This window comes from Okeania sp. KiyG1, assembly GCF_014132355.1.
GTDB lineage: Bacteria > Cyanobacteriota > Cyanobacteriia > Cyanobacteriales > Microcoleaceae > Okeania.
The window spans coordinates 85,996-108,798 of record NZ_BLZO01000068.1 but is presented as its reverse complement, the minus strand read 5'-3'; the positions used below and the strand labels follow the sequence as shown (position 1 = coordinate 108,798).

Genomic DNA, 22,803 nt, shown 5'->3' with positions numbered 1-22,803 from the left:
GGTATAATCAAGTAACAGTATTAAGTTTTTATACATCTATTTAATCGGATATTTGTTTGACAAAATATAAGTTTTTCTCAAGCATTAGGAGCAACGATTTAATTTGATCAATAATTATATAGTAAGCTAAAACGCATTTAGATTTTATGTTTTGAGGGAATAGGGAACACCGGAGCTGGGAACAGGTATGGGAGAAAAGCCGAAGCAATAAAATTATCGCCAATAATTTAGGATTGCTATAAAATGAGTCTAATTAAGTAACAGTATTAAATTTTTATACATATATTTAAAACGCATTTAGATTTTATGTTTTGAGGGAATAGGGAACACCGGAGCTGGGAACAGGTATGGGAGAAAAGCCGAAGCAATCAAATTATCGCCAATAATTTAGGATTGCTATAAAATGGGTATAATCAAGTAACAGTATTAAGTTTTTATACATCTATTTAATCGGATATTTGTTTGACAAAATATAAGTTTTTTCTCAAGCATTAGGAGCAACGATTTAATTTGATCAATAATTATATAGTAAGCTAAAACGCATTTAGATTTTATGTTTTGAGGGAATAGGGAACACCGGAGCTGGGAACAGGTATGGGAGAAAAGCCGAAGCAATAAAATTATCGCCAATAATTTAGGATTGCTATAAAATGAGTCTAATTAAGTAACAGTATTAAATTTTTATACATATATTTAAAACGCATTTAGATTTTATGTTTTGAGGGAATAGGGAACACCGGAGCTGGGAACAGGTATGGGAGAAAAGCCGAAGCAATCAAATTATCGCCAATAATTTAGGATTGCTATAAAATGGGTATAATCAAGTAACAGTATTAAGTTTTTATACATCTATTTAATCGGATATTTGTTTGACAAAATATAAGTTTTTTCTCAAGCATTAGGAGCAACGATTTAATTTGATCAATAATTATATAGTAAGCTAAAACGCATTTAGATTTTATGTTTTGAGGGAATAGGGAACACCGGAGCTGGGAACAGGTATGAGAAAAGCCGAAGCAATAAAATTATCGCCAATAATTTAGGATTGCTATAAAATGAGTCTAATTAAGTAACAGTATTAAATTTTTATACATATATTTAAAACGCATTTAGATTTTATGTTTTGAGGGAATAGGGAACACCGGAGCTGGGAACAGGTATGGGAGAAAAGCCGAAGCAATCAAATTATCGCCAATAATTTAGGATTGCTATAAAATGGGTATAATCAAGTAACAGTATTAAGTTTTTATACATCTATTTAATCGGATATTTGTTTGACAAAATATAAGTTTTTTCTCAAGCATTAGGAGCAACGATTTAATTTGATCAATAATTATATAGTAAGCTAAAACGCATTTAGATTTTATGTTTTGAGGGAATAGGGAACACCGGAGCTGGGAACAGGTATGGGAGAAAAGCCGAAGCAATAAAATTATCGCCAATAATTTAGGATTGCTATAAAATGGGTCTAATCAAGTAACAGTATTAAGTTTTTATACATATATTTAATCGGATATTTGTTTGACAAAATATAAGTTTTTTCTCAAGCATTAGGAGCAACGATTTAATTTTATCAATAATTATATAGTAAGCTAAAACGGATTTAGATTTTATGTTTTGAGGGAATAGGGAACACCGGAGCTGGGAACAGGTATGGGAGAAAAGCCGAAGCAATCAAATTATCGCCAATAATTTAGGATTGCTATAAAATGGGTATAATCAAGTAACAGTATTAAGTTTTTATACATCTATTTAATCGGATATTTGTTTGACAAAATATAAGTTTTTTCTCAAGCATTAGGAGCAACGATTTAATTTGATCAATAATTATATAGTAAGCTAAAACGCATTTAGATTTTATGTTTTGAGGGAATAGGGAACACCGGAGCTGGGAACAGGTATGGGAGAAAAGCCGAAGCAATAAAATTATCGCCAATAATTTAGGATTGCTATAAAATGAGTCTAATTAAGTAACAGTATTAAATTTTTATACATATATTTAAAACGCATTTAGATTTTATGTTTTGAGGGAATAGGGAACACCGGAGCTGGGAACAGGTATGGGAGAAAAGCCGAAGCAATCAAATTATCGCCAATAATTTAGGATTGCTATAAAATGGGTATAATCAAGTAACAGTATTAAGTTTTTATACATCTATTTAATCGGATATTTGTTTGACAAAATATAAGTTTTTTCTCAAGCATTAGGAGCAACGATTTAATTTGATCAATAATTATATAGTAAGCTAAAACGCATTTAGATTTTATGTTTTGAGGGAATAGGGAACACCGGAGCTGGGAATTAGAAAAGCCGAAGCAATAAAATTATCGCCAATAATTTAGGATTGCTATAAAATGGGTCTAATCAAGTAACAGTATTAAGTTTTTATACATATATTTAATCGGATATTTGTTTGACAAAATATAAGTTTTTTCTCAAGCATTAGGAGCAACGATTTAATTTTATCAATAATTATATAGTAAGCTAAAACGGATTTAGATTTTATGTTTTGAGGGAATAGGGAACACCGGAGCTGGGAACAGGTATGGGAGAAAAGCCGAAGCAATCAAATTATCCCCAATAATTTAGGATTGCTGTAAAATGGGTATAATCAAGTAACAGTATTAAGTTTTTATACATCTATTTAATCGGATATTTGTTTGACAAAATATAAGTTTTTTCTCAAGCATTAGGAGCAACGATTTAATTTGATCAATAATTATATAGTAAGCTAAAACGCATTTAGATTTTATGTTTTGAGGGCACAGGGAACACCGGAGCTGGGAATTAGAAAAGCCGAAGCAATAAAATTATCGCCAATAATTTAGGATTGCTATAAAATGAGTCTAATTAAGTAACAGTATTAAATTTTTATACATATATTTAAAACGGATTTAGATTTTATGTTTTGAGGGAACAGGGAACACCGGAGCTGGGAACAGGTATGGGAGAAAAGCCGAAGCAATCAAATTATCGCCAATAATTTAGGATTGCTATAAAATGGGTATAATCAAGTAACAGTATTAAGTTTTTATACATCTATTTAATCGGATATTTGTTTGACAAAATATAAGTTTTTTCTCAAGCATTAGGAGCAACGATTTAATTTGATCAATAATTATATAGTAAGCTAAAACGCATTTAGATTTTATGTTCTGTGTTAAAGAAAATCTTTAAAAAGAAGTTATATAGCTTAAATACTTAACAGTTTAGTAAATGAATATAGCGTTTCCCAGGCTAATGAGGTACACCTATCTTTATTTCTATTCTATTTTATATTCTCTCTATACCTGTTCCCTGTTCCCTGTTCCCTGTTCCCTATTCCCTGTTCCCTGAAACCTAGAATTTTGTACCTTACCAGTATGGGAATTGCTATACTCAAAACCTACTGCGGAAGTATTTATTCTGAATTTAACATGAATTTTGAATCACCTAAAAGTATGCAAAAACAATCTTCTGGGCCAAGGACTATTAGACCAATTGGAGTTGCCTCACTACATAGTATTGCTTTTTCTAGAGAGACTCTCTACGCCATTGACAAAAATCGTGGTTTTCTGCTAAAAATTGACCCAAAAACAGATAATACAACAGTTATTAACCCCTTTCAAACTAATGAATTTATTGACGTTACAGGTATCGCACTGTGGAAAGATACTCTTTGGTTGACAAGGGAAAATGAAGTTTATTTCTGTTCTAATGCAATTGGTAATTCATCAGAGGGACGCCTGAAATGGCAACATTTTTTCACTTTACCTTACGCTGCTGATGGAATTGCTGTTTGGGAATCAACAGTTTATGTCACTTGTCAAAAACTAGGTAGGATTTTTGTATTAGACAAAAATACTAGACAAAAATTACTGGGTTTTATGCTCCAGGAATAGGTTTTGAAAATATTACAGTACAAAATGAAGAGTTGTGGCTTTGTGACCGTGAGGAGCAAACTGTTTATTGTTTAGAAAGAGCAACTGGTCAAGTTAAGTTTAGTGTACTGACTCCTTTTGAAAATCCTACGGGACTAGCATTTTATCTGGATATAAATACAGGGGAAAGACAGCTTTATGTCGCTTATGCTGGAGATGAACTTTATATTAGGGATGACCCAAATTCAGAAAGACAGTATGAGCTGAGTAAGCGCGATCGCTCTTTTATACATCCTCTTTATTTTTATTACAATGAACAGGAAAAATATGCTGTTTCTAATAGTTTTTAATAGAGATGTCTTATGTTGAAGAATTAGAGCCATTAGATGAAGTTTTTTTAGAAGATTTAGAGTGGCGTATTGCTTTACCATCAGAAACTCATCGTCAAAAAGTTAGGGAAATTTCTCCTATAGGAATACCTTTTACTGAAGAGATTCAAAATGGTGAAAAAGTTGCTGTTTTTAGGTTTAAACCATTGCGTCAAAGTGAAAGACGTATATTTGGTTGGAAGGCTTTATTAGAAGTCAGGGCAATTAAGTACCAAATTCAACCTTTTAATGTAGAAAATATTCCGGAATTGCCAGAAGGTTTTCAGGAAAAATATCTGGTAGATAATGATAATTTGGCGATGGATAAAGAGATAGTTATCCAGGCTGCAAAAGATGCTGTTTTACAAGAAAAAAATATATTGCGTCAACTGCTGAATATTCGGAATTATGTCTACGATCAACTTTCTTATGGGGTAACAGCTAAGATTGATACTCCAGATATTGTGTTAGAAAGAGGTGTTGGTTCTTGTGGAGAATATGTAGGGTTATTGTTAGCTTTGGCACGATTAAATGGTATTGCTTGTCGTACAGTAGGTCGCTATAAATGTCCGGCTTTTGCTGATAGAAAAGGTGTGCCTTTAGAGCCAGAATTTAATCATGTGTGGTTAGAATTTTATCTGCCTGGTTTTGGTTGGGTTCCTATGGAATCAAACCCTGATGATTTACAAGAAGGAGGACCTTATCCGTTAAGGTTTTTTATGGGTTTGGCTTGGTATCATGTGGAAATTGGTAAAGGAATTAAGTTTGAAACTCTGAAAAATAAGGGGATACCTGTTAATAAGGAAAAAGTTTCTATTGGTAATTTGGCAATTAATCATGTCAGATTTACCATTTTAGAAGAGCTACCGAATAATTAATAATTAATAATGAATAATTAATAATTAGGGTTTGCTGATTAAATCTAAAAGCATTGACAGATAAAGGTTTTAGCCATTTTTTGTCAAAAAAGTCCAAGCTTAATGGTCGTAATGGTTCAAAAAATTAGCATTTTAGGCTCATAGTTGCGCAGAATAATCCCTTGATTATTCTTCCTCCTACCTCCTAATTAATTCCCATTTCTCCTGTCTCCTGTCTTCCCCTCCCCTCCACGGTCGGGGTTAGGGGTGGGTTGGGAGGGGTTAGGGGTGGGTTGTCTCCTGTCTCCTACCCTTGCCCATAAGACTTTTTCAGCAAACCCTAATTAAAATGGAGAAGCTTTAAACCTTAATTATTCGGTACATCAGAATAATTAATACGAACTGATACTAAATCCGGTTTACAAAGAACCTTTATTCTGAAGGTAAGGCAGAAGACAGAAGGGTTAGAGAATAATTTTAAAAATGTGGTTTTGATAACTGGATTTAGTATGACTAATAGACATCTCCAAAAATTAGAAATAAAATCAATTATTATCCATAAATTATCAATTATTCCTCCCTGTTGCCTGTTGCCTGTTCCCTCTTTTAATAAACCTTAGACAAGGAAATATTTTTCCCACTATTGCCTGTTGCCTGTTGCCTGTTGCCTGTTCCCTGCTATAAAATAAAAAATCTAAAATTTGAGGAGGAGTTGTGGAATTAACAGTGATAAATATTATGGCGATAGTAGCATCAGGACTAATGTTAATTGTTACTGGAGGTGTGATATATTTAACGGCGGCTGAGTGGCGCGATCGCAGACGTCAACAAAGGGATAAAAACAACCGTTGAAGACATTTTTTTCTCTACTTCCATTTTTAATCATGGCGATAATGAAATTATCGCCTTTTTTTTGTGACATTTTATCTGCTAGTTGTATAGCAGAAGGAAGAAGGAAGAAAAAAAAGAATGTTACAAATACTTGGATGCGATCACTTTTGAAATATTGGATACTGACAGGCGATGTAGCTACGCTAGGCTGCGCCAACGCTACCTAAATATTGGCCATTGATAAAGCATTAACAATAAATTCCCATCCAGTTATTCGAGCTACTACTTTTTGGGTTAACTTGTTTAAACTTTTAGTCAGAGCATTTTGTAATACCAAATTCAAAAAAGGTCGTTACAGTATTAATCTCTAAATTCTGACCAGCACAGAAAACCACTGTAGCAATATTTTATGAAATTGGTATTACATCTAACTGATAACTGATAACTGATAACTGAAATGACCCTTGGCTAATTAATGAGACTTCATATAAGCTTTTGATACAGCAGATTTTCGTATATAAAGTACACATATTAACAAGGGAATTTCTAGCTTCCTTACCAAAAAATATGGTCTCAAGCCTCCCCTTTTAAGGGGATGAAAAAAATATTCGATTCAGTATTTTCAATCCCGATGCTTGACCTTTGTCATGCTGCGCAAACAAACAGAGGTACTGAAGGGCGCAGTTCCGACCACAGGAGGCTAACTGATAATTGATAACTGTTAGCGTTTGCGCAGCATGAACATAGGAAAGCTCCGACCATAGGAGGCTAACTGATAACTGAAATGACCTACATAATTTGTAATATTCTCTTGGTGGTATAACACTACGTTACCATGGTTATATGAAAAATCATGCTATACAAGCTTCCCCCTAACTGCAATTTTTGACAGTTAAATATATAGTCAAAATTTTATTGTTTCATATCAGGAAAAAATACTTTAGTTGAAAGATAACAGAGAAAAGTAACTGCAACGTATCTTTTTCAAATGATTTGTCAACCTAGATTGTCTTTATTTTTTGAACGAAAAAAAAATTGTACGACCAAAAAATAAGGTCTCAAGCCTCCCCTTGGCTGCGCCGCGAGCTACCGCTCTACAAGGGGATGAAAAAAATAAAGTTCAATATTTCAATTCACTTTACTTGACCTTTGTCATGCTGCGCAAACAGGCAGAGGTACTGATAACTGATAACTGATAACTGAAATGACCTGCTACCTGTTTCCTTTGGCCTGTTCTGTTCTGTGATTGAGTTTTTATGACCAAGATGAAAATGCTATATATAACCTCGATAAAATTGGTATATAATTATTATATAGTCAGGGAATATATACATAAAGAATGCTGCAAATATTAAGTCGTAATTTGTAAATAAAATAATCCAAGTAGAAAAAATCTAATTATGAATAACGATAAAATTACAATTCTTATAGTAGACAATTGTCCCCATATTTTATCTTGTTTATCTGAAATTATCCGCAGTAAAGGGTATGAAATAAAACAAGCTAATTCTGGTAAATCAGCATTAAAATCTGTAATAGATAGTAAGACAGATTTAATTTTAATGGATGTAAAAATGCCAATAATAGATGGTTATCAAGTCTGCAAACAACTGAAAACAAATCCTAACACTCATAATATACCAGTAATTTTCATGAGTGAGATATCTGATACTACGGAAAGAATAAAAGGATTTGAAGCTGGAGGAATAGATTATATTAGTAAGCCCATTCAGAGAGAAGAAGTATTAGCAAGAATAGAATCTCAACTGACAATCAAAAAACTACATATCAAATTAGAAGAAAAAAATAAGCAACTAGAAAAGGAAATAGAAATAAAGCGAAAAATGAATATAATCTATCAGCTATTATTACTAATATGTCAGAAGGTCTGATGATTATTGACAGAGAAGGTCAAATAGTTTTTGTTAACCCAGCAACAGAATTGTTATGGGAAAAATCAGCTACAGAGTTAATCGATGAAGAAATAGGTTTGCCTCTTGTAAATGGTAATGAAACAGAAATATATATTCGACAAAAATCAGGAAAAATTTTATTTATAGAAACCCATATAAGAGAAATTATTTGGGAAGATAACAAAGCTTATCTTTTAACTCTTAAAGATGTCACAGAAAATCGTCGCGAACAAGAACATTTAAAACTATTAGAAAGAGCAATATTTACAGCCCCTCAAGGAATTGTAATTAGCGACTTAACTGTAGACGAACGCCCAATAATATATGCTAATTCAGGTTTTGAAAAAACTACAGGTTACTCAATTTCTGAAGTGATTGGTAGAAATTGTCGTTTCTTACAAGGTACTGATACAAATCAACCAGAAATCAGACAATTGAGAGAAGCGATCGCCACGGGAAAAAAATGTTCGGTAGTCTTGCAAAATATACGCAAAGATGGTAGAAAATTCTGGAATGAAGTGACAATTTCTCCAGTACATGATGGCTTTGGAGCTTTAACTCATTATGTAGGGGTGCAAGTAGATGTTACCGAGCGCGTAGTTGCACAACAAGCACTACAGGAAAGTGAAGCCCGTTTTCGCTCTATGGCAGATGGTATCGCTGTGATGATCCGTGTAGCAGATACTAATGGTAACAGCACATTTTTTAATCAAACATGGTTAGAATTTACCGGATACAACTTATCTGATGCTATCACAAATGAATGGTTAAAATTGGTTCATCCAGACTATAGAGAACACTGTCGGTTAATGTATACACACAGTCACAAAACTTTTGCTGCCTTTCAGATGGAATATTGTCTGCGTCGGTTTGATGGCAAGTATCGATGGGTAGTAGATACAGCGAAACCAAGATTTACTCCTAATGGCACTTTTGCCGGTTACATTAGTGCTGCGATTGATATTACAGAGCGTAAAGAGGCAGAAATAGAACTATCCACAGCAAAATGCTCTCTAGAGAGACAAATGCAAAGAGCATTAGTACTCAGAGAAATTACCCATCAAATTCGCTCTTGTCTAGAACCAGAACAGGTATACCAAACTGCAGCAAATCAAATAGCTAGAGTTTTACATACAGACCGCTGCTTGATTCATACTTATTCAGAATTTCCTGTACCACGAATTCCCATAGTGGCTCAGTATCAGAGCTACAGTCTAGAGTTACCCCCTAATTTAGAAATTCCCATATTAAGTAATTATCACGCTAAGTTAATGTTGTCGCAAGACTTAGCAATTGCTACTGATGATATCTATGCTGAACCTCTGCTCCAAGAAGTTTTACCTCTATGTAAGCAACTCAAGCTCAGGTCAATGATGGCAATTAGAACTTCTTATCAAGGAAAAACTAATGGGGCGATCGGGGTACACCAATGTAGTTATGTTCGTCATTGGAAAGCAGAAGAAATAGAATTGTTGGAAGCAGTGGCAGCTCAAGTAGGTATTGCCATCGCTCAAGTAAATCTTTTAGCACAAGAAAAACAACAACGACAAGAATTATCTGCACAAAATGAACTATTAGAGCAAGAAATTCAGATTCGCAGACAGGTAGAAGAATCACTCAAAAAAAGCGAAGAACGTTGGCAGTTAGTATTAAAAGGCAATAATGAAGGGATTTATGACTGGAATATTACAACAAATGAAACCTTTCTGTCATCTCGGTTGAAGGCTATATGGGGCTATGAAGACTATGAAATTCAACCCCACTACAATGAATGGTACAGTCGGATACATCCAGGCGATCGTGAAATGGTGATGGAGTTGATGAAGAGTCACCTCAAGCAAGAGACTCCTAATTTTGTTGTTGAGCATCGTATACTTTGCAAAGATGGGAATTATAAGTGGGTTTTAACTAGAGGTCAAGCTCTTTGGGAGCAAGATGGAACTCCTGTTAGGATGGTAGGGTCTCTACAGGATATTAACGACCGCAAACAGATAGAAGAAGCTTTAAGAGAAAGTGAAATTCGTTATCGGGAACTGGTAGAGTCACAGGACAGTGTACTGGTTTGTAGATGCAAGCCAAATGGTGCGCTCACATTCGTTAACCAATACTACTGTCAATTTTTTGGCAAGTCCTCAACTGAATTATTAGGCAGTAATTTTTTAGAACTAATGCCAGATGGAATAGTTCAAGAGCAAGTACAGGAAAATATTCAATCAATTCAGAAAAAATTATCTCCAACAACTTCAGAATATCAAGTCATTTCTGCTTCTGGGGAAAAGCGCTGGGTTAGTTGGACAAATCAACCAATAATAGATCGAGACCGACGTTTAATTGAAATTCAATCTTTTGGCATTGATATCACAGAGAAAAAGGAACGGGAGGAAGCTTTACGTTTTATTGTTGAAGGTACTGCTTCTTATACAGGAGATGATTTTTTCGGTGCTTGTGTTCGGAGTCTAGCTCAAGTGCTACAACTTGATTATGCTTGTATTAATGAATGGAAGGAAGCAGAAAAAACACTCTATGTCAGAGCATTGTGGAATGGCGATCAAGTGATAAAAGACATCAGTTATCATATAGTAGGCACTCCTTGTGAGAAAGTATTAGAGGGGAAAATTTGTTATTATCCACATTCTTTACAACAACTTTTTCCCCAAGATGTCTGGTTAGTTGAGTTAAATTTAGAAAGTTATTGGGGTATTACTCTGTGTAATTCCCAAGGCAAAATTCTTGGTTTGTTAACAGTTATGGATGTTGCACCAATGGATATTAATTCTTCTGATGAGTTGATTTTGAAAATTTTTGCTGCACGGGTGGGGGCAGAATTAGAACGTTTACAAGGAGAAGTTGAACTCAAAAATGCTAAAGAAACTGCGGAAGCTGCTAACCATGCTAAGAGTAATTTTCTTGCTTCTATGACTCACGAATTACGTACTCCTTTAAATGCAATTTTGGGTTTCAGCCAATTGTTGGTGCGGGATAATTCTTTAAATGAGGAGCAAATTGAGCAGTTAAAAATTATTAATCGTAGTGGAGACCATTTACTGAATTTAATTAATGATATTTTATCAATGTCGAAAATTGAAGCAGGTAGAGCTACTTTAACAGAAAGTTGCTTTGATTTAGAAGAACTGCTCCAATCTATAAAAGATATGATGATGCTAAAAGCCAGAAAAAAAGGCTTGCAACTAATCTTTGAAGTAGCCGATGATTTACCTGAAATCATCAAAACTGATGAAGGGAAGTTGCGTCAAGTTCTGATTAATATTTTAGGTAATGCAGTCAAGTTTACATCTGAAGGAAAAGTTACATTATCAGTATTTAATCATCACCAACTAGGGCAGATAAAATTTACTATTACAGATACTGGTCCAGGGATTGAAACATCAGAAATAAATAGTTTATTTGAGCCTTTTGTTCAAACAAAAACTGGTAAAAAATCAATAGAAGGAACTGGTTTGGGTTTACCTATTAGTCGGGAATTTGTTAATTTAATGGGAGGAGATATATCTGTTAGTAGTCAAGTAGGAAAAGGTACAACTTTTACTTTTGATATTGTTGCTGAAGTTATAGAAATAGCCAAAACAACAATATTATCTAATCAACATAAAATTATCGGCTTAGAACCTCATCAACCTACTTATCGAATTTTAGTAGTGGAAGATGTGCCAGAAAACAGTCAGTTACTAATTCAGTTACTTCAGCCTTTAGGATTTAAAATTAAGAATGCTGAGAATGGCAAACAAGCCATATCTATTTGTCAAACTTGGCAACCTCATTTAATTCTTATGGATATTATTATGCCAGTTATGAATGGCTATGAAGCAACTAAAATTATTAAGCAAACATCTTTTGGTCAAGCAACTACGATTATTGCTTTAACTGCTAGTGCTTTTGATGAAGATCGTGATGCTATTTTGGCAGCAGGTTGTGATGATTTTATTGCTAAACCTTTTTCAGAAGATATATTGTTGGAAAAGTTGGCGAGTTATTTGGGAGTACGTTATCTGTATCAAGAAATAACATCAAATTCTACTACTAGAGAACCTCAAATAAAACTTACAAAAGAATCTTTAAGCATTATGCCTCCTGAATGGTTAGAGCAATTACATTTTGCTGCATTATCTGTTAACGATCAAATAGTCAGTGAGCTAATTCAGCAAATTCCTGAAACAGAAATTGACTTAATTAATTGTTTGACAAATTTAGTAGAAAATTTTCGTTTAGATATCATCCTTGAATTAATAGAAAGTGAGGCATAAATGAAGCAAAAAAAATATGAAAATTTACCAGCAAATATTTTAGTAGTTGATGATGCACCGGAAAATTTACGGTTATTAGCAAGTATGCTCGAGCATCATGGTTATTATGTCAGAAAAGCTATTAATGGTAGAATTGCAATTAATGGAGCACAGATTTCTCTGCCAGATTTGATATTACTTGATATTGATTTACCGGATATAGACGGCTATGAAGTATGCCAAAAATTAAAAAGTTTTGAAAAAACTAAAGAAATACCAATAATTTTCATTAGTTCTTATAATCAAGAAGTAGATAAAATTAAAGCTTTTGAAGTAGGGGGTAAAGATTATATTACCAAGCCATTTCAAATTAGAGAAGTATTAGCACGGGTTGAAAATCAACTATCTACTTATAGACTACAAATGGAATTAAAAGAGAGAAACTCTAAGCTAGAACAAGAAATTATTGAGCGTCAACGTACTGAAGAACAAATTCGTTTTTTGTTATTAACTACTCAGAAAATTACTGCTACTTCAGATATTTATTCAGCACTTGAAGTTACTCTCAATCATATTTGTTCAAATATTAAATGGGATTTTGGTGAAGCTTGGCTTGTTAATTCTGATAGTTCTAAAATTGTACATAGTCAAGCTTGTTATACTAATGAACCAAATTTGTATGAATTCCGAGATGATAGTAAAAAATTAACTTTTACTTATAATAAAAGCTTGCTTGGTAGAGTTTGGCAATCTCAAGATTCAGAATGGATAGAAGATATTTGTCAGACATCTTCTAATTTTTTGCAACGTTACGATCAAGCTATCAAAGTCGGATTCAAATCTTGTTTTGCTGTACCGATTTTATGGAGCGATCGGGTATTAGGAATTTTGGTTTTCTTCAATAAAGAAGTTACTCCAAAAAATCAACAATTAATTGATTTAGTTAAAGCATTAGCTAATCATTTAGGAGTAATGATTCAAAGTAGAAAAGCAGAATATACTCTGAAACTAGCTAATCAAAGACTGCATATACTTGCTACCTTAGATGGTTTGACTCAGGTAGCTAATCGTCGTCATTTTGATGAATATTTAGACCAAGAATGGCAGATAATGAAACAACAGAATTTGCCTTTTTCTCTAATTATTTGTGATGTGGATTATTTCAAATTATATAATGATAGTTATGGTCATCAAGCAGGAGATGATTGCCTAAAAAAAATCGCTCAAACTATTTATGAAATGGTCGATATTTCTGGAAGTTTAGTAGCTCGTTATGGAGGAGAAGAATTTGCAATAATTCTTCCTAATACTGATGCTAAAAACGCTTTTATAATTGCTGAAACTATCCGTTTAGAAGTGCAAAATCTGAAAATTATTCATGCTAAATCTGAAATCAATGAATATGTTACAATTAGTCTGGGTATTTCAAGTATGATTCCTCAAGAAGATCGGTTACCTGCAGAGTTAATTTCTCTTGCAGACCAAGCACTTTATGAGGCAAAAAATCAACAACGAAACTGCACTGTTAGTAGAGTAGATAAAGCTATAAATTAAATCTAGAAATTAAAGTCATCAACAATTAATTATTAATTATTAATTGTTAACAATTACTTCTACTTTAAAACGGATAAGATTGACGAACAGGAAAATTTTTCTTTTTATCCCCTTAAAATAGAAGGCTTTAAACCACAATTTTTCGGTAAATAACCAATAATATCATGTCCGGATAATGAGTGATGAAAAACTTTCTGCCTTCTACCTTCTGCCTTCTGCCTTCTGCCTTCCTGATTCCAAACTGTAAGTATTCAACCGGACATGATCTAAGATACCTTAATTAATAATTAATAATTAATAATTAATAATTAATAATTAATAATTACTTCTCCTTTAAAACGGATAAGATTGACGAACAGGAAAATTTTTCTTTTTATCCCCTTAAAATAGAAGGCTTTAAACCACAATTTTTCGGTAAATAACCAATAATATCATGTCCGGATAATGAGTGATGAAAAAACCTTCTGCCTTCTACCTTCTGCCTTCTGCCTTCTGCCTTCCTGATTCCAAACTGTAAGTATTCAACCGGACATGATCTAAGATACCTTAATTAATAATTAATAATTAATAATTAATAATTAATAATTAATAATTACTTCTCCTTTAAAACGCATAGGATTGACGAACAGGAAAATTTTTCTTTTTATCCCCTTAAAATAGAAGGCTTTAAACCACAATTTTTCGGTAAATAGACGAATAATATCATGTCCGGATAATGAGTGATGAAAAAACCTTCTGCCTTCTACCTTCTGCCTTCTGCCTTCTGCCTTCCTGATTCCAAACTGTAAGTATTCAACCGGACATGATCTAAGATACCTTAATTAATAATTAATAATTAATAATTAATAATTAATAATTACTTCTCCTTTAAAACGGATAAGATTGACGAACAGGAAAATTTTTCTTTTATCCCCTTAAAATAGAAGGCTTTAAACCACAATTTTTCGGTAAATAACGAATAATATCATGCCCGGATAATGAGTGATGAAAAAACCTTCTGCCTTCTGCCTTCTGCCTTCCTGATTCCAAAGTGTAAGTATTCAACCGGACATGATCTAAGATACCTTAATTAATAATTAATAATTAATAATTAATAATTACTTCTCCTTTAAAACGCATAGGATTGACGAACAGGAAAATTTTTCTTTTTATCCCCTTAAAATAGAAGGCTTTAAACCACAATTTTTCGGTAAATAACCAATAATATCATGTCCGGATAATGAGTGATGAAAAAACCTTCTGCCTTCTACCTTCTGCCTTCCTGATTCCAAGAGGAATTGATGTTATATTATGTCCGGATAATTAGTGATAAAAAAACTTTCTCTTTTTTCTTGCTTCTTCCTTCTTTCTTCCCTCCTGAGGACTGACTTCCCCTCCTCCTGGGAGCTAGGGGTGGGTTGGCAGGGAGGGGGAGGGGCGAGGGTGGGTTGACTCCTGAGGACTGACTCCTCCGCTGTTTATTTATAACTATTCAACCGGACATGATATTACAGATTATCAAATTTCAATAGAGCTGCTATACTAAATTTTAACTACCTATGAGCTTAAGTACATTTACTGACGGAATGCTCCGCAAACAGCTTGCCTCCTAGGTAATAACTGCGGACTTCAGCTTAAGCGCAGCTCTGGGTCGAAATTCCCAGTTCCTATAAACCGCAAGGTGAGCGGAGGGACTTCAACCCCCTTTCCGTTCCGGAATGCTCCGCAAACACACACATTTACTGCTGAGTGCCGATCGCCGATCGCTGATTAACTATATTATTACTTCTCGAAGGTATGTCCCTAGAGTTAACTACTATTTCATCAAACTATATACTTATAGTTGATGACTTGCCTATGAATTTACGGCTTCTGTCAACCTTGCTCAAGCGTCATGGCTATCAAGTTAGGACAGAGTTAAGTGGCAAAACTGCTATAGAAATAATTAGAGCTAATCCTCCTAATTTAATATTATTAGATGTAATGATGCCAGAAATGGATGGCTATGAAGTTTGTCAACAAATAAAAGCTTTAGATGAATTTTGTGATATTCCAGTAATTTTTATTAGCGCTTTAGATGACTCTTTAGATAAGGTTAAAGCTTTTGAACTAGGAGCAGTTGATTATATTACTAAACCTTTTCAAATTCGGGAAGTTTTAGCACGAGTCAAAAATCAATTAATGATTAGTTCCTTACAAGCACAACTAAATGAAAAAAATCAAGAATTGACAGAGCAGAATCTACAATTGCAAGCAGAAATAGCAGAAAAAGAAAGAGCTGAAACAGAAATTAGGTTTTTATTAGAAACAACTCAATCTATTAATAATGCCGATGATTTTAATTCTGCATTAGCAATTATTCTTCAGTCTTGTTGCCAACTAATTAATTGGGATTTTAGTGAAGCATGGATTCCTAATGAGGTTACTAATGTAATTGAATATAGTCAAGTTTGGTATGCTAGAGAACCTCATTTAGACCGATTTGGAACTCATAGTTCAAAGTTAATTTTTACCTATAATAATAGTTTGCCTGGTAAAGTTTGGGCATCCCAAAAACCACAGTGGATAGAAGATTTTTCAATCGAGTCAAAAGTAGCTGCAGAAGTAGGATTAAAAGCAGCTTTTGGAGTGCCAATTATTGCGGACGCTCGGGTATTAGCAGTCTTGATTTTCTTTAAAAAAAAAGTTATTTCTTTCCAACTTTATCCAGTCGAATTAATTCAGGCAGCAGCTACCCAATTAGCTTCTTTAGTCCAACATAAGCAAGCAGAAGAAGCTCTCCGAATTGCAGAACAACGATATCATGGTATCGTAGAAAATGCTGTTGATGGTATTTTTCAGACTACTCCTTCTGGGCGTTTTATTAGTGCAAATATGGCGCTAGCAAGAATGTATGGTTATTCTTCACCAGAAGAGTTACTCAAAAATATTAAAGATCTTTCTCGACAGCTTTATTACGATCCTAACCGCAGGCAAAAATTTGTAGCAGCAATGAAAGCAGATAATGCTGTATATAATTTTGAGTCCTTAGTATATTGCAAAGATGGTCATACAATTTGGGTTTCTGAAAATGCTCGTGCTGTACATAACTCTCAGGGCAAATTATTGTATTACGAGGGTACTGTTTCTGATATTACCGATCGAAAAATTGCGCAGGAAGCTTTGAAGTTTCAGCAACAACAAATGGAACAGTTATTGCTCAATATTTTGCCAGCTAAAATAGCTAAACGTCTACAACAAGAAGACAGGGCGATCGCTGATAGCTTTGATGATGTGAGCGTGTTATTTGCTGACTTAGTGGGGTTTACTGAGTTTTGCTCAAATGTTTCTCCCATTGAACTTGTAAATTTTCTGAATTTAATTTTTTCTAAGTTTGACCAACTGACTAAAAAACATCGTTTAGAGAAAATCAAAACTATTGGGGATGCTTATATGGTAGTTGGTGGTTTGCTAGTGCAGCAAGACAACCATTTAGAGGCGATCGCTAATATGGCACTAGATATGCAGGTTAGTTTCGATCACATAAACGCTCGGCTAAGAAAACCTTTGACCTTGCGAATTGGTATCCATGTTGGGCCTGTGGTTGCTGGAGTTATTGGTCAAACTAAATTTATCTATGATTTGTGGGGCGATACTGTAAATATTGCGTCTAGGATGGAGTCTACTGGTATTTCTAGTAAAATTCAAGTTACCAGTATTGTATATCAGCGACTCCAGCAAAAATTTGTATTTGAACAACGGGGTAAGGTTTCAATTAAAGGGAAAGGAGATATGACTACTTATTTTCTTAAGGGAGTGTTCAACAATTAATAATTATTAATTATTAATTATTAATTATTAGGGCTTGCTGAAAAAGTATGAGTGGTAAAAGTAGGAGTCAGGAACCTGAATCGGTAAATCCAGGAGGAATGGGAATTATAGAAGAGGTCGTTGGAACAATCTTCCCTTAATTTTTCTACCATAATCTACCCAAAATATGCTACTAAATTGAACCGGAACTACCTAAAAGCTAGAATTTTTTGATACCTAAAAATATTCAAACCTGATGTATAAAGACTTTGAGGTTAGATCGGCAAGCCCTAATTATCCATTATCCATTATCCATTATCCATTATCCATTATCCATTATCCATTGATTTAATAACCACCAGGTTCTTCTTCATATTCTGGCATCTTAGTTTTCTGAGGAATATTTACACGAGGTGCTTGATAGGGTTTTGGAGCCTCATCATCAGCCCAGGCATCTTTTTCTATATCTTCGTCATATTCATATTCTGAAGCAGGTTTATATTCTTTCTGTTCATATTTCTCCTCTTCATACTCATATCCACCTGACTCTCCCCAATTATCTTCTTCATACTCATCATAAGTAGGAGCTTGTCTTTCCTGACGGGTTACTGGTGGTGCAACAACTGCTTCTGTCTCATAATAATCTTCATAAACTGCTTCTCGCTCTAGCTGACGTGGAGGGGGAGCCATTTCTTCTTCATAGTAGTCATCATAAATAGGTTCAGGTTCAACAACTCTAGGTCTTCTGGGTTCCGATTCTGCCCAATCTTCATCCCACGCTTCTTGAGTTGAGGGTGCTACTGTCCGAATAGGTTCCCGAGTCGCTGGTTGTCCTGTACCTAATTGATTATCAGGTTTCACAGTGGGAGGATAATATAATCCATCTTCCTCTTTTTGCCAAGGTGCTTCTCCTAAACCTAAACGTTCTAATACCCCCACTGTTAACTGTTTGAGTTTTTCTTCAGAACCTTCAAACACAATCAGGCGATTTGGCCCACTGCTCACAATTTCATCAATTGACAGTTCATAAGTGCTAATAACTTGATCTGGAATTTGGGGTATACCAATAGAAGCAATAATCAATGACAAAACTTTGCCATCTGTAGTATCAAACTTGAAACCTCTAACTCTACCTAAAAGTTCACCATTTTCTGTGAGGACTTCGCTATTAATTAGGCTACTATAGGCTTCAGCATCAATATCTTCTTCTAATACTTCTTCGTCATCTACCAAGATAACGTCGCCTATTTCACGGATATTTTCAAGAAACATAAACTTAGGTATTCCAGCTACGGCTAATATATTGTCCCGTAGTCCAATAGCTACTACCTCCCGTCTATCAACGTCTACCCATAACTGGCTTACTACTCCTAGTCGCTTACCTTTATCACGAGTGATTACTTGAGTTCCTAACAGATCGGAGCGTTGCCAAATTTGTTCAAATGTCATTATAGTTTAATCCCGATTCTTAATAATAAGTCAAAAGTCAAAAGTCAAAAGTTAAAAGTTAAAAGTTAAGAGAAATTAATAATTTCTACATTTTGACCTATCCCCGGCTTAAAAGCTCGGGGATTCTCAACTGTTGCTACGATTAGGGGCTAAAGCCACATCTGGTAGCTTTTTTAGTTTTGGTTTCCCAGATAGAAAATCTGGTAGCAAGCTTAATATATATTATGAATTATCTCATTTTGATGTATTTGTAATGTTAAGATTGGGTGGATACTGAGGGATAAATCCCGCAGTCTACGTCAAGAGTAGGGGCTTTCAAAGTCCCGCTAGTTCTTCTGTAAGACCGAGGCAGTATTATAATAGGTCAAAAGTCAAAAGTTAAGAGAAATTACTAATCTCTATATTGTAATTTATTGGTCTTGAATCCACAGGAACTTATTTTCACTGCTGTACAATACCTACACAATTCTGGCACTCACTAGGTAAAACCTGACCCACCCCTCTAGCTCCCCTCCCAGGAGGGGATGGGGGTGGGTGATGTTTGCTTCTTGCTTCAACCAGGGAGGTCGCCCTCTTCCAGTTCACAAGCGTAAATTCGGGCACAGCCTTCCCTATTTTCTTGATTAACTTCCCCATACTGAGATAGCACCAGTGCCGCATTCAAGTCCCGGTCTATTCTTATTCCACAGTGAGGACAGTCAAAGGTGCGGTCGTAGGGGCGAACGGCCGTTCGCCCCTACTTTAATTCTTGGTTAATACAACCACAATTATGACAAGTTTTGGATGATGGAAACCACTGGTCAGTACGGACGCCCTTATGCAACGTCCCTACAACACTACTGTCCCACCAGAGCTTACGATTTTGGTTGTCAATCGTTGCCTAAATTCATAAAATCCAAGCCTTGCTATTGATGCTGCCAATTTAGTGTTTTGCATCATCCCTTTCACATTTAAACTCTCTAAGCAGACGTGCTTAACTTTTCTCACTAATTTTGTAGTAGTTTTCTCTATGAAATCCCTGCGCAGGTTCTTAACACGACTATGGTACTTCGCGAGTTTTTTGTAATATTTAATCGCATTTTTTGAAGGTGGTTTACCTTTACCTCCTAGCTGTTCCCATACGGTTGCGCCATTGAAACTTAGTCATTTTTAATTGCTCTAATTTAATAGAGTCTGGGAGACTGAAAACTTCATTTTCCCCCTTTTCTTGATTTGCTATACTGGCAAATTGTTTGACCCCAACATCTATACCAAAAGTTTCATATTGCCGCTCATCTAATAGTGGATGAACTGGCAAATACTCGGCTTCAATTGCTTTAACTAACAAACCATTTTTCCCCTGTTCTACTAATAGTAAAAGTCTGACTTGCTGTGGTATAAGGTATTGATTCCCATAATCGAAAAATCTTAATATGTTGGTATTTTAATTTTTTTGCCAGGACTAATAGTTACTTTTCCCTTACTGTCATAAACCGTAAAAGATTGTCTGTCTTTTTTCCTTTTCGTAAGCATTCAGCTATTAGCTGTCAGCTATCAGCTCTCATAAGGGGGTTTAAATAAATATAGACGGTTTTAGCCAGTTTTTGTAGTAAGTATAAATTCTGACTCAATTAGTAAAACTTTTATCTAAAACTAAAAGCAATAGCTGAAGTTCGCAGTTCCGACCATAGGAGGCTAGCTGATAGCTGACGGCTGTTTGCGCAGCATTCCGGAGGAAATACTTACTCCTTTTCAACTTAGGATACTTACCGAATAATTAATAATTAATAATTAATAATTAAATAATTCAGCTTACTCTGCCGACCCTTTCAAGGGGAAAAAAGTACTAGGATATTTCCTTATATTCAATCAAGGACAGTTTTAACCAGAGGTAATTATCCATTATCCATTATCCATTATCAATTAATGAATGGTTCCCTATTTCGGTTTAAATGCTTCACCTAGATGTTGAAAAGCACTTTGGTAAATGCGAGAGGAATAATTGTTTGTCCAGGCATATTCTGGTTGCTTTTTTTACATAGTTAGTAAAGACTTTTTTTAGCTTCTAAAATTCGTAATGTGTAACTCAAGCTAACTTCGCATTGCACCCTTGTTAACTTTAGTCATGGCAGAAGTTCCATTAACCATACTGAGGCCATAGTTGTAAACCAAACGAACACGGGCCAGCACATTGAGCCATTTTTGAGCGCTCTTGGTTACTGAGTTTTAATTTCAATTTTTTGGCGTACAATCAAATCACCTCCAATCATATTGTCAGCTATTTTTTTGACAAGGCCCAAAAAATCCCCATCAGATGTGTCAGTTCTTGCCGGAAATTGCCATAGATATTGATACTAGCAATCAGCTCCTGACTCCTGTAGGGACATTAACGATAGTTGTGTACCAGCAAACCGCTAACCCTGTCTCCTGTCTCCTGTCTCCTGACTCCTTATTCAAATAGATTTAAGACCTAGTCATTTTAATCCCTAAAACTTGGGTATGAGCGCCCCTAGCTTGGGTAACGCCGATAGTACGATCGGATGATTCCATCATTGGCCTCCGTAGACTGACAACTATAAATTGAGCTTGTTGTGCCTGTTGTTTAATCATTTTAGCTAATCGCTCCACATTTGCCCCGTCCAAAAACATATCCACTTCATCAAAGGCATAAAAAGGAGATGGACGGTAACGCTGTAAGGCAAATATAAAGCTTAAAGCTGTCAAAGATTTTTCTCCCCCAGACATAGAAGCCAATCTTTGCACTGGTTTTCCTTTGGGATGGGCTACTAAATTTAACCCACTGTTGAATGGGTCTTCTTTATCATCTAACTGTAGATAACCATCTCCTTCAGAAAGTTGGGCAAAAATGGTCTGAAAATTTTCATTCACAGCATTGAAAGCCTCAAAAAATGAACGTTGTCTCAAAGTGGTAAAGTTTTCTATTCTTAACAACAACTCCGTGCGCTCTCCTTCCAGAGTACTTAATTTTTGACTTAGCTCTTCTAAACGTTTTTGGGTTTGGTCATATTCTTCCAAGGCCAACATATTTACAGGTTCTAGGGCCTGAAGTTGTTTCTGTAGCGATCGCACCTCCTTATCTAATTCTCCTATTTTAATATTTTCCGGTACTTCTGGCACTTGTTCGGGTAATTCTGCCTTTTGTTCTTCTAACTGAGTCCGCAAAGTCACTAACTGTTCCCGACGTCCCTCCTGAGATTCTTGGAGTTTTTGTAGTTGCCATTCTAATTGTTGTTTAGCTAAATAAAGTTCTCGCAGACTTGCTTCTGCTTGGTCTCGCTTTTGTTTTTCTGTGCCTAATTTTTCTTCTGCTTTGGCCATACCTGCTTTAATTTCAGCAATTTGCTCGTCCACAACCGATAATTGACTATCTATATCTTTAATATTTTCCCTAGCTGCTAATTCTTGGTCTTGATATTCTGACTGTCTACGAGAAATAGCTTCTACCTTTTCTTGTAAAAGTCTTTGTTGATTTTCCAACTCTTGAAGTTGTTGTTGAGCAGCTCGCCAAGCACCCTCCCGCTCTTGTAATACTGCCTCTTGAGACCGAATCATCTCCTGCATTTGTTGCCACTCACTATGAGTATGAGATTTTTCCAACTCGGCCAAAGTTTGCTTTAACTCTGTTAATTGAGCTTCTCGTGCTGGAATTTCTTGGTCCAGGAATGTTAATCTTGTCCGAGCATTGGATAGTTCCCGATTATTTTTCTCTAATTGCCCTTGCCCTTGTTCCTGTTGTTTAGTCAATTTTTGCAATTCTGACTCAATTTGCTCCACTTTGAGCTGAGTTTCTCTAAAATACTGCTTCCCTTCCATCAAAGCTTGCGCCCGCTCCTTCACATCCTCCTTTCTCCGAGAAATCTCTGCCTGACAGCGTTCCAAAACAATCTCTATTTCCTGGAGGCGCTGGCGATGAACTTCCATTTCCCCCTATTTCTGCCGACTCATTACCATCAACCGTGCC

At 35.1% G+C, this 22,803-nt stretch carries 9 protein-coding genes and 3 pseudogenes; 7 read left to right on the top strand and 5 right to left on the bottom strand.

Features of this window, described 5'->3' with window-relative positions; translation table 11 throughout:
- Nucleotides 1-3,417 precede the first annotated feature (3,417 nt).
- The 6 genes and pseudogenes from SAGCYANO_RS14195 (at nt 3,418) to SAGCYANO_RS14170 (ending at nt 17,414) form a co-directional block, all read left to right on the top strand.
- Nucleotides 3,418-5,107 (top strand): annotated as a pseudogene (locus SAGCYANO_RS14195) (transglutaminase domain-containing protein).
- A gap of 693 nt (nt 5,108-5,800) precedes the next feature.
- Nucleotides 5,801-5,938, top strand: coding sequence for a hypothetical protein (locus SAGCYANO_RS44730; protein WP_237396156.1), 138 nt, complete (start codon nt 5,801-5,803; stop codon nt 5,936-5,938).
- Between the two features lie 1,379 nt (nt 5,939-7,317).
- A complete protein-coding gene (locus SAGCYANO_RS14185; protein WP_202220664.1) occupies nt 7,318-7,809 on the top strand; it encodes a response regulator in 492 nt (163 codons plus the stop codon).
- Nucleotides 7,794-12,092 carry a PAS domain S-box protein gene (locus SAGCYANO_RS14180; RefSeq protein ID WP_202220663.1) on the top strand — a complete coding sequence of 1,433 codons (4,299 nt, stop codon included), beginning with the start codon at nt 7,794-7,796 and terminating at the stop codon, nt 12,090-12,092. Before SAGCYANO_RS14185 ends, SAGCYANO_RS14180 begins: the two co-directional genes overlap by 16 nt.
- Nucleotides 12,093-13,625, top strand: coding sequence for a diguanylate cyclase domain-containing protein (locus tag SAGCYANO_RS14175; protein ID WP_202220662.1), 1,533 nt, complete (start codon nt 12,093-12,095; stop codon nt 13,623-13,625).
- A 1,776-nt stretch (nt 13,626-15,401) separates the two neighbouring features.
- The gene (locus SAGCYANO_RS14170) at nt 15,402-17,414 is read left to right on the top strand and encodes an adenylate/guanylate cyclase domain-containing protein (protein WP_202220661.1); all 2,013 of its coding nucleotides are present in this window, start codon (nt 15,402-15,404) and stop codon (nt 17,412-17,414) included.
- Nucleotides 17,415-17,741: 327 nt separating this feature from the next.
- Here SAGCYANO_RS14170 and SAGCYANO_RS14165 read toward each other — a convergent pair whose 3' ends face one another.
- Nucleotides 17,742-18,842 (bottom strand): PRC-barrel domain-containing protein, encoded by a 1,101-nt coding sequence (locus tag SAGCYANO_RS14165; protein WP_202220660.1) that lies wholly within the window; start codon nt 18,840-18,842, stop codon nt 17,742-17,744.
- 133 nt (nt 18,843-18,975) lie between these two features.
- Between SAGCYANO_RS14165 and SAGCYANO_RS14160 the strand changes: the two genes are divergently transcribed.
- Nucleotides 18,976-19,119 (top strand): hypothetical protein, encoded by a 144-nt coding sequence (locus SAGCYANO_RS14160; protein ID WP_202220659.1) that lies wholly within the window; start codon nt 18,976-18,978, stop codon nt 19,117-19,119.
- Nucleotides 19,120-19,395: 276 nt separating this feature from the next.
- Here the strand turns inward: SAGCYANO_RS14160 and SAGCYANO_RS50290 are convergent.
- From SAGCYANO_RS50290 to SAGCYANO_RS49235, 4 genes and pseudogenes are all read right to left on the bottom strand, one after another.
- Nucleotides 19,396-19,548, bottom strand: a pseudogene (locus SAGCYANO_RS50290) (hypothetical protein); the annotation flags it as partial.
- A 122-nt stretch (nt 19,549-19,670) separates the two neighbouring features.
- Nucleotides 19,671-19,922: pseudogene (locus SAGCYANO_RS50285) on the bottom strand (transposase); the annotation flags it as partial.
- 19 nt (nt 19,923-19,941) lie between these two features.
- The gene (locus tag SAGCYANO_RS14145; RefSeq protein WP_202220658.1) at nt 19,942-20,169 is read right to left on the bottom strand and encodes a hypothetical protein; all 228 of its coding nucleotides are present in this window, start codon (nt 20,167-20,169) and stop codon (nt 19,942-19,944) included.
- 1,115 nt (nt 20,170-21,284) lie between these two features.
- Nucleotides 21,285-22,763, bottom strand: a complete 1,479-nt coding sequence (locus SAGCYANO_RS49235) for an AAA family ATPase (protein WP_307785891.1) — start codon at nt 22,761-22,763, stop codon at nt 21,285-21,287.
- Nucleotides 22,764-22,803: the final 40 nt, after the last annotated feature.

Excerpts from the sequence above, each read along its gene's own strand:
- SAGCYANO_RS14185 (WP_202220664.1), top strand. The coding sequence starts at position 7,318 with ATGAATAACGATAAAATTACAATTCTTATAGTAGACAATTGTCCCCAT.
- SAGCYANO_RS14180 (WP_202220663.1), top strand. The coding sequence starts at position 7,794 with ATGTCAGAAGGTCTGATGATTATTGACAGAGAAGGTCAAATAGTTTTT.
- SAGCYANO_RS14175 (WP_202220662.1), top strand. The coding sequence starts at position 12,093 with ATGAAGCAAAAAAAATATGAAAATTTACCAGCAAATATTTTAGTAGTT.
- SAGCYANO_RS14170 (WP_202220661.1), top strand. The coding sequence starts at position 15,402 with ATGTCCCTAGAGTTAACTACTATTTCATCAAACTATATACTTATAGTT.
- SAGCYANO_RS14165 (WP_202220660.1), bottom strand. The coding sequence starts at position 18,842 with ATGACATTTGAACAAATTTGGCAACGCTCCGATCTGTTAGGAACTCAA.
- SAGCYANO_RS49235 (WP_307785891.1), bottom strand. The coding sequence starts at position 22,763 with ATGGAAGTTCATCGCCAGCGCCTCCAGGAAATAGAGATTGTTTTGGAA.